Genomic DNA, 15,029 nt, shown 5'->3' with positions numbered 1-15,029 from the left:
TAAATCGATATTTTTCATTTTAATTAAAATGGATTTTAATATTTTAGCAATTTCATTGCAGCTTGAAAAATATGTTCTGCAGTTAATTCATATTCATTCATCAAAAAATTCAAAGTTCCAACTTGCCCAAATCTTTCTTTTATTCCAATTCTATGTAGTTTTGCATTTCCAGTTTCCGCAATTACTTCAGCAACTGCACTTCCTAAACCGTTATGAATGCTATGATTTTCACAAGTTACTATTTTTCCTGTTTTTTGTGCATACATTTCAATTAACTCTTTGTCTATTGGATTTAAAGTGAACATATCTATTACAGCGGCATTTATTCCTTCGTTTTTTAATTTTTCTGCTGTTTTTAAGGCTTCTGCCACCATAATTCCGTTTGCTATTAAAGTAATATCTGAACCATCTTTTAATAAGTTTCCTTTTCCAATTTCAAATGTTGAGCCTTTTTCATAAATTGTCGTTGCATTTTTTCTAATTGTTCTAACCCCGTAGAAACCATCTTTTGTAGCAACTTGTTCAAGAACATTTTCAAACATTGCCGCATCTGTCACTTCCAGAACAACTGTATTGGCAAGACCTCTCATTATTCCCATATCTTCAAAAGACATGTGAGTTCCTCCATTATGTGCGGCAGTTACTCCTGCGTCAGAAGCAATTATTTTAATATTATTTTTCTGATATGCCCCCGACATAAATAACTGATCAAAGCATCTTCGGCTTGCAAAAGCTGTAAAAGTATGTGCGAAGGGGTATTTACCAGCAATGGACATTCCAGCTGCAACACCTATCATATTTGCTTCCATTATACCGCAGTTTATAACTCTTTCAGGATATTTATTCTGTATCTTGTCAGTTGTAATTGCGTTCATTAAGTCAGCTTCAAGAGCTACAATTTTATTATGTTTTTCCAGTAATTCACAAAGTTTGGAAGAATAAACTTTTCTCATTTCTATTTCATCTTTTTTTGGAGTTCCATTATAAATTTTTATCATTTATTCCACCTCGCTTTCCAAATCCTTTATCGCCTTTTCGATTTCTCGCTTTAGTTCATCAGTTAATCTTAGATGATGTGAATTTTTCAATTTTTCAATGTATTCGACACCTTGCCCTTTTATAGTGTCAAGTATTACAAATAGTGGTTTTTCATTATTTTTACGAGGCACTTTTAAAATATCATACATTTTTTCAATATCATTTCCTTTTACAGTAACAGCATCAAAGCCGAATGATTTCATTTTTTCCTCAAAAGAGAATGGCTTTATTATTTCATCCAAAGCACCGTCCAGCTGTTTTTTGTTGTAATCGAGGAACACCGTTAAATTATTTAAGTTATGGTGAGCAATAAACTGAAATGCCTCCCAGCACTGTCCTTCATTTATTTCTCCATCTCCAACAATACAGAATACCCTATTAGATTTTTTATCTATTTGTAAGGCTTTTGCAATTCCTGTGGCAATTGAGATTCCTTGCCCTAGAGAACCTGTTGTTGCATCAATTCCTTTTGTTTTGAGTCTATCCGGATGGCTTGGCAAATTTGTTCCATTCTGATTTAATGTGTAAATTTCTTCAAGCGGGAAAAATCCTTTTAAAGCTAAAGTTGTGTACAGTGCAGGGCCTGCATGCCCTTTTGACAGCACAAAATAATCTCTGCCTTCCCAATGTGGATTTTTAGCATCAACATTCATAATGCCGCCATACAGTACTGCTAATATTTCAACGATTGATAAACTCCCGCCGTAATGCCCAAAACCTAGATTAGTAAGGGATTTTAGTGTATTTATCCTAATATTGGCGGCTAATTTTTTCATTTCTTTCACCTTTTCATTATAATCACTATTTATTTTTTGCTCCTTCCAAATGATAGTCAATTGTTATTCAGTTTTAACAATGATTTATTCTGATTTTTTTGAAGGTACAAATCCAAAGACTACTAAAATAGCAGTTATTCCAACGATTATTCCAGAAATTACTGCTGGAGATATATGTTTTGCCATATTTCCCAATACAATTCCAACTGTTACAAAATCTGCATCAGAGAATGTAGTGTTTGCAAATCCTAAATTTCCTAGCACTGGTAATAAAATTACAGGCAGGAATGTTAATAATAGTCCATTTGCAAAGGCTCCAATTGAAGCACCTCTTCTACCACCAGTAGCGTTTCCAAATACACCTGCTGTCGCTCCGCAGAAGAAATGAGGAACTACTCCTGGCAAGATAAGAGTCCATTTCAACATACCAAGCATAAATAATCCAATAACTCCTCCTAAAAAGCTGCATAAAAATCCGATTAATACAGCATTTGGTGCATAAGGGAATACGATTGGGCAATCTAACGCAGGTTTTGCATTTGGTACAAGCTTTTCAGAAAATCCTACAAAGGCTGGAACTATTTCTGCAAGAACAAGTCTAACACCTGATAAAATAATATAAACTCCCGCTGCAAATGTTATAGCCTGAATAATTGCAAATACTAAAAAGTTATCTCCGCTGCTTAATTCCTTTTCAACATATTCTTTTCCTGCAACTAATGCCAGAATTAAGTAAATTATCATCATAGTTAATGAAATTGAAATAGAGCTGTCTCTTAAAAAACTTAAATTTTTAGGCAATTTCATTTCTTCAGTTGATTTTGAACCTTTTCCAACTAAAGATCCGACAAATCCTGATAAAACATACCCTATTGTGCTGAAATGCCCAAATCCAACATCGTCACTTCCAGTAATTTTTCTAACGTAAGGTTGTGCCAATGCAGGAAATATTGCCATTACAAGTCCTAATGTCAACGAACCAATGATTACTAATAAAGGCCCTTCAAATCCGCCAACTTTTAATATTATTCCAATCATGCATTCCATATATAAAGTGTGATGTCCTGTCAGGAAAATATATTTTAACTTTGTAAATCTTGCGATAAATATATTCCAGAACATTCCAAGTGCCATTATTAACGCTGTTATTGTTCCGTATTCTTTTAATGCCAATGAAACAATTGCTTCATTATTAGGCACTATTCCTTGAACGTGAAATCCTTGTTCAAACATGCTTCCCATAGGTGCCAGCGAGTTTACAACAAGTCCTGCTCCTCCACCTAGCACTAAAAATCCTAAAATCGTCTTAATTGTACCTTTTACTATATCTGTAGCTGGTTTTTTCTGGACTAGTAAACCAATCATAGCTATTAATCCAACTAAAATTGATGGAACTTTTAAAATGTCTACAATAAGAGTTAATAAGCTTTTCATTTTTACCTCCTGAATTTTATATTTTATTTTTTGAAATAATCTGTTAATTTTTCTTCCAGTTCAGGCATACTGATAATGCTGTCTAAAACAATTAACTTGTCAGCTGGAACTGTTGCGCTTTCTGCAATGTCCTTTCCCATTACAAATACATCTGCTGCTCCTGGAAGTGCTGATGCCAAGTCGGAATGTTCAACTTCAGCTTCTACGCCAATTTTTTTAAGAACCTTTTTAATGTTCATTTCCACCATAAAGCTGCTCCCTAATCCTGATCCACAAACTGCCATAATTTTCATAATAATCTCCTCCTAATTTTTTTATAAATTATTTTTATTTTTTAAATCAATATTTTTTTATAACTTCTAATATTTCATTATAATCTTTTGAATTTATAAGTTTTTCAATGCTTTCATCATCCTGAAACAACTCCATTAACTGCATAAGAGTTTCCAAATGGCTGTTGGCATCTTTAGTTGCCAGCACAAATACCAGCCGTACTTTGGAATCCCCATAATATACTGGATTGTTGAGTTTTAAAAGGCTCACTCCAGTGCCCGATGTACCGTCTTCAGGTCTTGCATGCGGCATTGCCAAATTATCTCTTAAAATAACATAAAAGCCTAGTTTTTCGATGCTTTCTATCATAGCGTTGATATAATTTTCCGTTATTATGTTTTTTTCTAACAAAGATTTACTTGCAATTTTTATACTATCTTTCCAGTCGATTACAGAATCTATTATTTGAATGTTACCATCAAGTATTTTTTCTAACATATAAGTTCCTTTCTGAAAAATTCTTCTAATTCTTCATATTTAGTTATCTTTGAGATTTTTTCAATAAAATTATATTTTGTAATTAATTCAAATAAGTCGTTTAAAATTCCTAGATGCTCTGTTTTGCTGGCAGCTGCAAAACTTAAAAATATGTTTGCGCCTTTTCCATTTGGAAATAGAACTTTTTCTTTTACAATTAATAATGAAATCCCCGTTTTTAATACATTTTTTGAAATTGGTGCATGTGGAATTGCCAGTCCTTCCTCAATAATAATATAAGCTCCATGTTTTTCAATTAATTTTATCATTTCTACTGTATAATCTTGCTTGATAAATCCGTTTCTTTCAAGTATATCTCCAGCTTTAACTATTGCTTCCTTCCAATCTTTAACTTTATCCACAAATTGGACATTATTTTTACTAAGCATTTTCTTTAAAATAATTCCTACTTCTGACAAATCATCAATAACTTTATTTTCAAGTTTATTTTTCAATTCATTTATAAGTCTATTTTCATCTGTTATGGTTGTATTATTTTTTATTATGTCCATTATTTGCTTTAAAGAAATTTTTGTTATATTTTTTCTTATTCCATATTTTGATAAGAGGATAAAATCTTGTTCTTTAAGCAATGGATTTATTTTTATAACAGGAATATCATAGTTTTCTTCTAAATTGATAGTAGATAAAATTAAATCAATATTTGCATAATTGGGCATTGAAGTCTTTATTAAGTAGTATGGCAGAACATCTACAATATCCAAATCATAATTTTCCTTTAAACTTTGTTCAAGTACTTTTGAACTGCCATAACCTAGTCCGCAAATTAATATTACTTTTTTGGTTTTTTCAGAAGTGTTTCTTTCGATGGAAGCCTTTATATGAAAGCCCATAAGAGCAATTTCATCTTCTGGAAACTTTACTTCAAAAAGCCCTTCAATTTCCTCGACAGCTTTATTTACTACTTCCAAAATAGGATCTTTTTCTAAAATAAGTTCTTGAAAAACTGAATTTGTAATTTGAATATTATTTTTTATTCTATACATAGCAGGCTTTATATGGTATAAAAGTCCATTGTATAATATTTCATCACGTGTCAAGTCAGTTTTTACAATTTTGCTCACTTTAGAAATCATTTTTTTTATAATCAGTTCTTCATTTATCCAGCCTTTAAATGAATTATTTTTTAGACTGTTTATATTTATTCCCATTATCAAGTCAGTTATTTCAATTAACATTTCAGATTTTATTTTATTTTTATTCAGAATTTTTTGTAAAATCTTTTCAATTTTTTGATATTCTTCTGTGTGAATTAAAAATTTTTTTGCAATCAAATCTGTTTCATTTTCATGAGATTTTTCAAAGTTTAGCAGTAACAATACATAAGAAAATATTTTATTATAGCTTTCTTCATTTATATTTAAAAACATCACCTTTTCAATTTCTACAATAAATTTTTTTGCATTTTCAATATTTTTTTGTTTAATATATTTGAAAAAATAACGAAAAACTTGTGTTTTGATCACTTTTGAAAAATTTTTATTATTAAGGGAATCAAATATTTGCTCCAAAAGGTCAATTTTTTTTATGAGAATTTCTCGAAAATTACCATTAAGGCGATAACCGTTAGCATTTTTATAAACTAGCTCGATTCCTTGCATTTTAAATTCTTCTGACATCAGTTTCAAATCTTTTTTTATTGTTGTTCTCGAAATTTCAAGTTCTTTACATATTTTTGTAATATTAAGCCCTTTTTCGTCAAAAAATAATATTAACTTCAAAATATTTATTCTATCTTCTATAGATAGTTTGTTAATTTTTTCCAAAATCTCAAATAGATTGTTAAAATCCTGATTAGTATCAAGATAAATACTGTTTTTAACTTTTTTAGTAATCTTATAGTCAAGTAACCGTAAAATACTGTCAATATTATTAATATAATATCTAGCGGCCCTGTCTGAAACGCCATATTTTTCAGATATTAATTTGAAATTATATTTTTCTCCTTTAATAAGGTTATTTAATACTTCAGTTTCCCTATAATTTAACATATTATTCACCTTTCTATAATAAGGATACCTCAAAAATTTAAATAATCAATCTAAATTCCATTTCAAATATATTTGAAAAAATGTTACCATCTGCATAATTTTATTATTTCCTTATTTTTTTTAAGTTTATTTAAAATCACGGAAAAAACATTACTTTAAAAATTGACATTATAGAAAAAATGTGGTATAATAATGTTGTGTTAAAAGGATATTTTGGATTTGAATATTGCTTTAATCAAATAGGTAAAATGTCAAGAATTATATTTTCAGTGAAAATAAATGGAAGGAATGATAAATATGAAAAAAATATTAGTGTTAGCTATAATAGCTTTAGGAATTAGTACAAATGTATTTGCTTGTTTTGGTAATAGTATGATTGAGAGTATAATGGCTGATAAAATTATTCGTTCAAAAGAACTGGAAGACATAACAAAAAAAGAAATGAAACTTATTAAAAAATGTCGTATGGAAGATTCGTTAGCATATAAAATTGCCAGTTCAAAAACTCCAGAGGAAATAACAGAAAAAGAGATGAAACTTATTAAGAAACATGGATATGAGTTTTTGTTATCAGATGAATTTAGAAAAAAAATAAAAAAAGAGATGAGTAAAAATCTTGAGAAAATGGAATGACCAGATTTTTATAAAGATTAAAAGTAAAAAGGGTATTTTTTATGAATAAAATCTTTTAAATTTCTTCAAATGGAAAAATATCAAGGAAATTCACTTGACAAGTAAAAAGAAATAATATATAATTAATTAATATGAGCCTTTCCCACAAAGGACCGTTATTCTATAAAATAGAGAATAAAAACAGGAGGAAACAAAGTGAGTAAATACACTGTAATGCAAAAAAAAGAAGAAGTTGTAAGAAACTGGTATGAGATAGACGCAGAAGGAAAAGTACTTGGAAAATTAGCTACTGAAATCGCAGTTAGATTAATGGGTAAACATAAGCCAAGCTACACACCACACGTTGATGGAGGAGATTTTGTTATCGTATTGAACGCTGATAAAATTGCTGTAACTGGGAACAAATTATTAGACAAAAAATATTACAGACATAGTGGATATCCAGGTGGATTGAAAGTAAGAAGTTTAGAAGAAATGTTACAAAAACAACCTACTGAAGTAATCAGAAAAGCTGTAGAAAGAATGTTACCTAAAAACAAATTAGGAAGCCAAATGATTAACAGATTGAGATTATTCACAGGAACAGAACATACACATACAGCACAAAAACCAGAAAGAATAGAGTTATAGGAGGTAAATTTTCGTGGCAGAAAAAATTCAATATTTAGGAACTGGAAGAAGAAAAACTTCAGTAGCAAGAGTAAGATTAGTACCAGGTGAAACTGGAGTAACAATAAATGGAAAAGATATGAGAGAATATTTTGGTGGAAGAGAAATCTTGGCTAAAATAGTAGAACAACCATTAGAATTAACAGAAACTTTAAACAAATATGGAGTAAAAGTTAACGTAAATGGTGGAGGAAACACAGGACAAGCAGGAGCAATTAGACATGGTGTTTCAAGAGCTTTATTAGTAGCTGACGCTGAATTAAGAGGAGCTTTAAAAGAAGCAGGATTCTTAACAAGAGATTCAAGAATGGTTGAAAGAAAGAAATACGGGAAAAAGAAAGCAAGAAGAAGCCCACAATTCTCAAAAAGATAATTGTATTATTTTATACGCCCTTGGAAACACTGGTTTTCAGGGGTTTTTATTTGGTTAGAAAAACAATCAAAAATAAAAATTTTGAAAATTTGAAAAAATAAGGTATAATTAACTCAAATAAATGATGTTGGAGAATGTATGCAAAAGATAAAATTATTATTTCTAATTGTAATATCAATGTTAATTTTCACAGCTTGTGGAAATAAGTACAGTGTTGAGAATTTAAAAAAAGATGATAAATTGTTGAAGGAAACAGTTTTGAAATGTAAGGAAAAACATGATGAAAAGATTTGTAAAAATGTTGAACAAGCACAGAATGAATTGGCATTATAGGCTTGGAATAAGGTAAAACCTGAAATTAAGACAAGACTCGATAGAATTGCTAAAGCAATGGAAGCTGGAGATTTTATGGCAGGAATGAGTGAAGTTCCAGAAAAATATTTCAAGTACCAAGCTGACAAAGCTTCAATATCAGTGGAGCAATTAAAAGAAATGTCAAAGAAAATGTTTGATAATTTTACAAAAGGAGTAAAAGTTACCCAAAATAGCTATGATTTTGAAAATGTAAAAGTTGGAAGAACTGAAACAGGAAGAAGTTATGCTATTATTCCTACAACAGTTGCAATGGAAGTTAATGGACAGGCAATAGAAACAAAAGGTAAATCAATGGCATTTGAAGATGAAAATAAATGGTACATTATTAATTTTGATAAAGATTTTATATTTTTTATCAAAGGTGTGTATCCCGATTTAGCAGAAGTAAAAGTAGATTAGTTAAAAATTTAGACAATTTAACAAAAAATACTGGGGAGCAATTTTGCTGAGAATTAAACCCATATAACCTGTACAGGTAATGCTGTCGGAGGGAGTATTTTATATAAAATAAGGAATAATTTTAAAGTTATTTTGCATATCTTTTTAAATTATTTTAGAAAATTTATAGAAATATAGAATCTCCTTGTGATAAGGGGATTTTTTTATACAAAGAAATTTTAAATAAAAAAACAGTTTTAAGGAAAGGGATGATGAATTATGGAAAAAAAAGAAATTAATGCGAGTATTGCAATTCAGGTATTGCCAAATGTTGTGGGAAATGAGGAAATTGTAAGAGTTGTTGATGAAGTTATTGAATTTATTAAAAGCAAAGGGTTAAAAATGAATGTTGCTCCATTTGAAACAACGGTAGAAGGGGATTTTGACGAGCTTATGGAAATTGTGAAGGAATGTCAAGTTGTGGCTGTGAAGGCGGGGGCTGAGGGTGTAATGTCGTATGTAAAAATAAATTATAAACCGAAAGGAGATATTTTAAAGATTGATGAAAAAATTTCAAAATATAACAGATAAAATTGCACCAAGTATTATTATTGCTGTATTATTGATAATTTGGCAAATTTTGTCAATGGTGAATATTATTCCAAAATTTATGCTGCCGTCGCCATTTGAAGTTGTAAAAGCGTTTGTTTATGATTTTCCATTGCTTATGGAGCATACAAAAATTACTTTGCTTGAAGCATTTTTGGGGCTTGGTCTGGGAATAATTCTGGGCTTTGCCGTGGCGGTTGTTATGGACAGGTTTGAGTATGCGTTCAAAATGATTTATCCTGTGTTGGTTATTACTCAGACAATACCTACAGTTGCGATTGCACCGCTTTTGGTACTTTGGCTGGGATATGGAATATTGCCAAAGATTACGCTTATTGTTATGACTTCGTTTTTCCCTATAACTATTGGGCTTCTGGATGGATTTCGCTCTGCTGACAAGGATATGTTGAATTTGTTAAAAACGATGGGAGCAACGCCATTTCAGAACTTTGTTCATGTCAAATTGCCAGGTTCATTAGGATATTTTTTCGCAGGGCTTAGAATTTCGGTTTCATATTCTATAATTGGAGCGGTTGTGGCTGAATGGCTCGGTGGATTTAGCGGACTTGGAGTTTATATGACAAGAGTCAGAAAATCGTATTCATTTGATAAGATGTTTGCGGTAATTTTTCTTATTTCTGCAATAAGCCTGCTGCTTATGTATCTTGTAAAAAAAATACAGAAATGGTGCATGGTTTGGGAAAAGTAAGTTTTAAAATAAAAAATTCAAAATAAAGTGAAGAGAGGTATAAAAAATGAAAAAAATTTCAAAAATTTTAATTTTATGTTTAATCTTGGTTTTGGCTGTTTCGTGTGGAAAATCTAAAAGTAATCAGAAAATAAAAATTGTACTGGATTGGGTGCCAAACACTAATCATACAGGGCTTTATGTGGCAAAAGACTTGGGATATTTTAAGGAAGCAGGATTGGATGTGGAAATTGTGCAGCCACCTGAAGGGAGCACAACGGCACTTATTGGAGCTGGAGGAGCAGAATTTGGAATAAGTTTTCAGGATACATTGGCAAAATCATTTGCAAAGGAGAATCCTGTACCAGTAACAGCTGTCGCTGCAATTCTTCAGCATAATACATCTGGAATTATTTCATTGAAGGAAAAAGGAATAGACTCGCCAAAAAAACTGGAAGGTAAAAAATATGCCACTTGGGAAGACAATATTGAGCAGGCTATCTTGAAAAAATTAGTAACAGATGATAAAGGCGATTTTTCTAAAGTAAAATTGATCCCTTATACTATAACAGATGTTGTAACTGGCTTAAAGACTGATGTTGATGCTGTCTGGGTTTATTATGCGTGGGATGGAATTGCTACAGAAAGAGCAGGACTTCAGACAAATTTTCTAAAAATTCGTGACTATGGAGAAGAACTTGACTATTACAGTCCTGTAATTATCGCAAATAACGACTTTCTGAAAAAAAATCCTGAAATTGCAAAAAAAGTTTTGAAGGCAATAAAAAAAGGGTATGAATACGCAATGAAAAATCCAGAAGAATCAGCAAAAATTTTGGTAAAAAATTCTCCAGAGCTTGACATAAACTTGGTAACAGCCAGCCAAAAGTGGATTTCTAAAGAATACCAGTCTGATGCAAAAGAATGGGGAATAATTGATACAAGCCGTTGGAACAGATTTTATGAGTGGCTTTACAAAAATAAGGCTGTAGAGCGTGAAATACCAAAGGATTTTGGATATAGTAACGAGTATCTGAAATAGAAAATTTATCAAAAGGAGAAATATTAAGTGAAGAAAGACAAAAAGCTTGAAATAAAAGATATTTCCATTTCTTTTGAAAATAAAAAAGTTTTGGAAAATGTTTCGATTGATTTGTATGAAAATGAGCTGGTTTGTATTCTAGGAGTGAGCGGTGCTGGGAAAACGACGTTGTTTAACATTATTGCAGGACTTTTAAAGCCTGATTCTGGAAATGTGAAAATGAATGGAGAAGATATAACTGGAAAATCTGGAAAAATAAGCTACATGTTGCAAAAGGATTTGCTTTTACCTCATAAAAAAATTATTGACAATGTGGCACTTCCGCTTGTAATAAGAGGTGAAAATAAAAATAAGGCACGGGAAATTGCAAAGCCGTATTTTAAAGATTTTGGATTGGAAGGTACAGAAAATTTGTATCCAAGTAAACTGTCAGGGGGAATGAAGCAAAGGGCGGCATTGCTTAGAACATATTTATTTTCCAGCGAAGTTGCTCTCCTTGATGAACCTTTTAGTGCATTGGATGCCATTACAAAGCATAAAATCCATAGCTGGTATCTGAACATAATGAACAAAATTAAGATGTCAACTTTGTTTATCACTCATGATATTGATGAGGCGATACTGCTTTCCGACAGAATTTATATTCTGGCAGGAAGTCCAGGTAAAATTGCCGCACAAATAAATGTTGACTTGAAAAATAGTCAGAACAAGGGCTATAATAATGAAGAAATTATAATGTCTGAAAAATTTATTGAATACAAGCGTGAGATATTAAAATATTTGTAAATTTTTTTATTTGATTTTAAAACGATTTTACTATATAATAAGATAAAATATTGAAAGGAAGTTTGAAAAATGGAAATAAGACATGTAGTAAATGAAGGATTTTTTATATTTGGAGAAAATGGAGATGAACTTGCAAAATTGACTTACAGAAAAGAAGGGGAAAAATTGTATTTTGAATCAACTGTAGTTTCTTCCGAATTAAGAGGTCAAGGAATTGCAGGGAAATTGTTTGATGCTGGTGTGGAGTACGCAAGAGAAAATGGTTATAAAATTGTGCCGATTTGCAGTTACATTGTGAAAAAGTTTGAAAGTGGAGAATATGATGATTTAAAAGCATAAAAGGATTATTAGTTCATTGAAAAATGCTAAAAATAAAAAGCCTTAAAATAAAATTTTTACAAAATTATGTAGAGTAAAAGTTTATTTAAGGCATTTTTTAGTTATATTTCTTTTGTAAAATCGTGTTTAATAAGTTCAATAAATGTAAATTTACCATTTTCATACTCATATTTGAAAATGGCACAGTTTGGAAGGCCTGTAAATGGAACATCTGGAGCATGCTTTAAAAAGAAAGTGTAGCAGGCACCACCGTGGCTCACAGCAAGAACAGTATTATTCCCATCCTTTTCCATAATCTGAGTCAAAGTTTCGTGCATTCTTTTCTCAACATCCTTGTTACTTTCTCCACCAAAATTTACAAAAAAGTCCCCATAAGTTCTTTCATTCGGATGTTTTGGATTCAGATCCTCACTTTCTCCTTCAAACAATCCAAAATTCCATTCCTTTAATCCTTTTAATCTTTCATATTTCACCTTATTATCAGTTACAATTTCAAGTGTATCACAAGCCCGTTCCTGAGTAGAAGAATAAGCTGCATCAAAAATAATCCCATTATCCGTAAAATATTTTCCAGCCACTTTAGCCTGTCTGATTCCCTCGTCAGTCAATGGAGAATCACAGCTCCCTTGAATTTTTTTCCGTAAATTGAATAAAGTCTGGCCATGCCGCATTAAATATAAAGTCTTTTTCATAATTAATCTATTCCTTTCTATTTTTATAGATATTCTACTACTCTAGCCACTGATTATTTTTAACATTATTATACCATATTTTCTCATAATTATTAAATTTAGAAAAAATTTACAATATTGATTTTAAAATATAAGTCTGATATAATTAATAAGCATATAAAAAAGGAGGAAATTTATAAATGAATAAAAATAAAATCGTAAAAATATTGCTGTTATTCGTTATTATATTGTTTGGACTAGGAAAACTGTATTTAAGCAGAAATAACAGTATAAATGCAAAGGAAAATTCTTCAAAGGAATTTGTTGCGCAAAATAAGAGAAATAGCAAAAAGAATGCTATTAAACAGAAAAATATAGAAAATAAAAATGGAAAACGTACTCGAAATACTTCAAATCAAGGAAATAGAAAATATCAAATTGATTATGATCATGTAATTGGTGGAGATGAAAATTCCCAAGGGAAAGTTACTGGTGGACATTCACTTTTGCGTGGAGATGTGAGAATTGTGAAAAAAATTGGAAATCCAGCTAAAAATGGAGTGTATAGAGCAAGTATTGAAGTAAAGAAAAAAGATGGAACTTGGCAGGCAAAAACTTCTAATGGTGGAGTAAATACGATGTTTCCAGAAAACTGGGATGAAGCGAGAATTATTGACGAGATAAACTCAGCTTGGGAAAATAGAAAAGATGTTAAAGGCAGAGATAACAATATGTGGCAGGGAATAAGCAAAAGTGGAGTTGTAATCCGTGGTTACAAAAGCCCTAGAATAACGGCTTATCCAGTTTATGAAAATCGTTAGATTTTAGAAAGGAGGAAATGATGATTATAAAATTTAGTTATTATTACGATGAAGATTTTGGATTGACTGCATTTCCAGAAATAACATTTTCTGAAAAAGAAATAACAAAAAATAAAAAAAATAAGAATTTAGAAAAAAAGAAAGAAGAGTATACAAAATATCTAATAACTGGAATAATGGAAGATTTTCCAGATGTGGAAATAATTGATATTTTTTTGCCACAGCTAGAAAAAGTTGAAGCTGGGAAAATGCAAGAAACTGTTTGGGATGGACAGGCTTTTCAACATAAAATTAATAAAGAAAAAGTAGAATTTGAGCATACAATTTTTGGGATTTGTGAGGAATATCCGCTGTGGGATTGTAAGTTTGAAGAATATAGAAAGGTTTTTGAAGGCTGGAAAAAGTTTTTGGAAATGGAAGTTGATTTAAAAAGTGAAGTTGCAGTGGAGATTTAAGAAATAAAAAATATAGTAATATGAAAGAATATTTATTAATTAAAATATGTGAAAAATAATAAAAAACAATTTAGTTGAATGATTATGAATTAGCTATAAAATAACCCTATTATAAAAATTTATTCCTATTTTAAGTGGGGTTTAGCATAGTATAAATAGAGAAAAATAGAAGATTAGAAAGGTAATTATGATAAAAAGAATAGATACGAAAAGTGGTAAAATAATTTCTTATGTTTACAATTTGAAAGATGAAGATTATAAGATTTTATCAGAAAGATTAGAAATTGAAGAAGATAAAATAAAAAATGTTATTGATGAGGAAATTTTTACTCCAAGAATTTCAAAATCGGACTGGGAAATTTATAAACTATATTATCCAACTGTTAAAAAATCTACGAAAGATAAAGAATTTACATCTTATGAAATTAATCCAATTGTAATTTTTTTTAAAGAAGATAAAATTGTTATTTTAGATGATGATTATTACAACGATTTCTATCAATTTGTTGAGGAATATGCCAAGTTAAGAAATGACGTTCTTGAAGAAAATCGTTTTTTTCTAAATATGCTTCATAAAATTTCTCAAAGTTTGTATAAATATGTGAGAATTTTGATTGGAGAACACGATAAGATAGAAACTGTTTTGAGAGAACAACAAAGTAACGAGAAATTAATTTCTCTTTCAGAAGTAGAACAAGGATTTTATGTTTATAATATTGCATTGAGAAATTTGGATTATGTTGTTGAGAATTTGAAAGAAGATGAGCAGTTTGAACAATATGAAGAATATATGACAAGAATTTTGCAAGAGATAAATTTTACACTTGATTTATCCTCTTCATACTGTGAAATTTGTAAAACAACGAGAGAGACGTATTCATCATATATTGGAAATAATATGAATATAACAATGAAGCTTTTGGCAGCAGTAACGATATTGATTACTGTTCCAAATATGATTTTTGGATTTTATGGAATGAATGTGAAATTGCCATTTCAAGAAGCAGGATTTTTTGCATTGGGAACAATTTTTGTAATAATGATGGTACTGATGGTAATTTTATGGAAATATTTAAAAAAGAAAGTTTTGTAATATAAAAATATAAAAAATCAAAATAAA

The 15,029-nt window shown here is 30.1% G+C and carries 20 protein-coding genes and 1 riboswitch; of the genes, 13 read left to right on the top strand and 7 right to left on the bottom strand.

What is annotated here, in order from left to right; genetic code table 11:
* Positions 1 to 35: 35 nt before the first annotated feature.
* The 6 genes from ACZ5B9_RS08580 to ACZ5B9_RS08555 are packed head-to-tail and all read right to left on the bottom strand — an operon-like array spanning position 36 to position 6,070.
* Complete coding sequence (locus ACZ5B9_RS08580) at positions 36 to 998, bottom strand: transketolase family protein (RefSeq protein WP_464422221.1); 963 nt, start codon at positions 996 to 998, stop codon at positions 36 to 38.
* Positions 999 to 1,847: a transketolase gene (locus ACZ5B9_RS08575; RefSeq protein WP_464423946.1), complete on the bottom strand. Its 849-nt coding sequence runs from the start codon at positions 1,845 to 1,847 to the stop codon at positions 999 to 1,001. It lies immediately after the preceding gene.
* A gap of 51 nt (positions 1,848 to 1,898) precedes the next feature.
* Positions 1,899 to 3,248 (bottom strand): PTS ascorbate transporter subunit IIC, encoded by a 1,350-nt coding sequence (locus ACZ5B9_RS08570; protein WP_464422220.1) that lies wholly within the window; start codon positions 3,246 to 3,248, stop codon positions 1,899 to 1,901.
* Between the two features lie 23 nt (positions 3,249 to 3,271).
* Positions 3,272 to 3,541 carry a PTS sugar transporter subunit IIB gene (locus ACZ5B9_RS08565; protein WP_006803591.1) on the bottom strand — a complete coding sequence of 90 codons (270 nt, stop codon included), beginning with the start codon at positions 3,539 to 3,541 and terminating at the stop codon, positions 3,272 to 3,274.
* 46 nt (positions 3,542 to 3,587) lie between these two features.
* Positions 3,588 to 4,019, bottom strand: a complete 432-nt coding sequence (locus ACZ5B9_RS08560) for a PTS sugar transporter subunit IIA (protein ID WP_464422219.1) — start codon at positions 4,017 to 4,019, stop codon at positions 3,588 to 3,590.
* A complete protein-coding gene (locus ACZ5B9_RS08555) occupies positions 4,013 to 6,070 on the bottom strand; it encodes a BglG family transcription antiterminator (RefSeq protein WP_464422218.1) in 2,058 nt (685 codons plus the stop codon). Before ACZ5B9_RS08555 ends, ACZ5B9_RS08560 begins: the two co-directional genes overlap by 7 nt.
* A gap of 297 nt (positions 6,071 to 6,367) precedes the next feature.
* Between ACZ5B9_RS08555 and ACZ5B9_RS08550 the strand changes: the two genes are divergently transcribed.
* From ACZ5B9_RS08550 to ACZ5B9_RS08505, 10 genes are all read left to right on the top strand, one after another.
* Positions 6,368 to 6,703, top strand: a complete 336-nt coding sequence (locus ACZ5B9_RS08550; RefSeq protein ID WP_464422217.1) for a hypothetical protein — start codon at positions 6,368 to 6,370, stop codon at positions 6,701 to 6,703.
* A gap of 195 nt (positions 6,704 to 6,898) precedes the next feature.
* Positions 6,899 to 7,333: a 50S ribosomal protein L13 gene (rplM, locus tag ACZ5B9_RS08545; protein WP_018450228.1), complete on the top strand. Its 435-nt coding sequence runs from the start codon at positions 6,899 to 6,901 to the stop codon at positions 7,331 to 7,333.
* A 13-nt stretch (positions 7,334 to 7,346) separates the two neighbouring features.
* Complete coding sequence (gene rpsI / locus ACZ5B9_RS08540) at positions 7,347 to 7,745, top strand: 30S ribosomal protein S9 (RefSeq protein WP_018450229.1); 399 nt, start codon at positions 7,347 to 7,349, stop codon at positions 7,743 to 7,745.
* Positions 7,746 to 7,883: 138 nt separating this feature from the next.
* Positions 7,884 to 8,078, top strand: a complete 195-nt coding sequence (locus ACZ5B9_RS08535; RefSeq protein WP_464422216.1) for an EexN family lipoprotein — start codon at positions 7,884 to 7,886, stop codon at positions 8,076 to 8,078.
* Between the two features lie 75 nt (positions 8,079 to 8,153).
* Positions 8,154 to 8,519, top strand: a complete 366-nt coding sequence (locus ACZ5B9_RS08530; RefSeq protein WP_464422215.1) for a hypothetical protein — start codon at positions 8,154 to 8,156, stop codon at positions 8,517 to 8,519.
* A 21-nt stretch (positions 8,520 to 8,540) separates the two neighbouring features.
* A riboswitch (TPP riboswitch) is annotated at positions 8,541 to 8,630 on the top strand.
* Between the two features lie 147 nt (positions 8,631 to 8,777).
* Entirely contained in the window at positions 8,778 to 9,089 is a 312-nt protein-coding gene (locus ACZ5B9_RS08525) for a thiamine-binding protein (RefSeq protein ID WP_071125113.1), read from the top strand.
* Positions 9,061 to 9,816: an ABC transporter permease gene (locus tag ACZ5B9_RS08520; RefSeq protein WP_455037426.1), complete on the top strand. Its 756-nt coding sequence runs from the start codon at positions 9,061 to 9,063 to the stop codon at positions 9,814 to 9,816. The genes ACZ5B9_RS08525 and ACZ5B9_RS08520 overlap by 29 nt, the downstream gene beginning before the upstream one ends.
* 46 nt (positions 9,817 to 9,862) lie before the next feature.
* Positions 9,863 to 10,837 (top strand): ABC transporter substrate-binding protein, encoded by a 975-nt coding sequence (locus tag ACZ5B9_RS08515; protein ID WP_464422214.1) that lies wholly within the window; start codon positions 9,863 to 9,865, stop codon positions 10,835 to 10,837.
* A 27-nt stretch (positions 10,838 to 10,864) separates the two neighbouring features.
* On the top strand, positions 10,865 to 11,623 hold the full coding sequence (locus ACZ5B9_RS08510; RefSeq protein WP_464422213.1) for an ABC transporter ATP-binding protein: 759 nt from the start codon (positions 10,865 to 10,867) through the stop codon (positions 11,621 to 11,623).
* 69 nt (positions 11,624 to 11,692) lie between these two features.
* On the top strand, positions 11,693 to 11,962 hold the full coding sequence (locus ACZ5B9_RS08505; protein WP_464422212.1) for a GNAT family N-acetyltransferase: 270 nt from the start codon (positions 11,693 to 11,695) through the stop codon (positions 11,960 to 11,962).
* 101 nt (positions 11,963 to 12,063) lie between these two features.
* Here the strand turns inward: ACZ5B9_RS08505 and ACZ5B9_RS08500 are convergent, their stop codons facing one another.
* Complete coding sequence (locus ACZ5B9_RS08500; protein WP_464422211.1) at positions 12,064 to 12,654, bottom strand: histidine phosphatase family protein; 591 nt, start codon at positions 12,652 to 12,654, stop codon at positions 12,064 to 12,066.
* A gap of 179 nt (positions 12,655 to 12,833) precedes the next feature.
* Here ACZ5B9_RS08500 and ACZ5B9_RS08495 point away from each other — a divergent pair, with 179 nt between their 5' ends.
* The 3 genes from ACZ5B9_RS08495 (at position 12,834) to ACZ5B9_RS08485 (ending at position 15,002) form a co-directional block, all read left to right on the top strand.
* Positions 12,834 to 13,454, top strand: coding sequence for an EndoU domain-containing protein (locus tag ACZ5B9_RS08495; protein WP_464422210.1), 621 nt, complete (start codon positions 12,834 to 12,836; stop codon positions 13,452 to 13,454).
* A 20-nt stretch (positions 13,455 to 13,474) separates the two neighbouring features.
* Positions 13,475 to 13,909, top strand: a complete 435-nt coding sequence (locus ACZ5B9_RS08490) for a hypothetical protein (protein WP_464422209.1) — start codon at positions 13,475 to 13,477, stop codon at positions 13,907 to 13,909.
* Between the two features lie 187 nt (positions 13,910 to 14,096).
* Positions 14,097 to 15,002 carry a magnesium transporter CorA family protein gene (locus ACZ5B9_RS08485; protein ID WP_464422208.1) on the top strand — a complete coding sequence of 302 codons (906 nt, stop codon included), beginning with the start codon at positions 14,097 to 14,099 and terminating at the stop codon, positions 15,000 to 15,002.
* The last annotated feature ends 27 nt before the right edge of the window (positions 15,003 to 15,029 follow it).

This window comes from Leptotrichia sp. SK-5, assembly GCF_055387215.1.
This window is presented reverse-complemented; position numbering and strand designations above follow the sequence as displayed.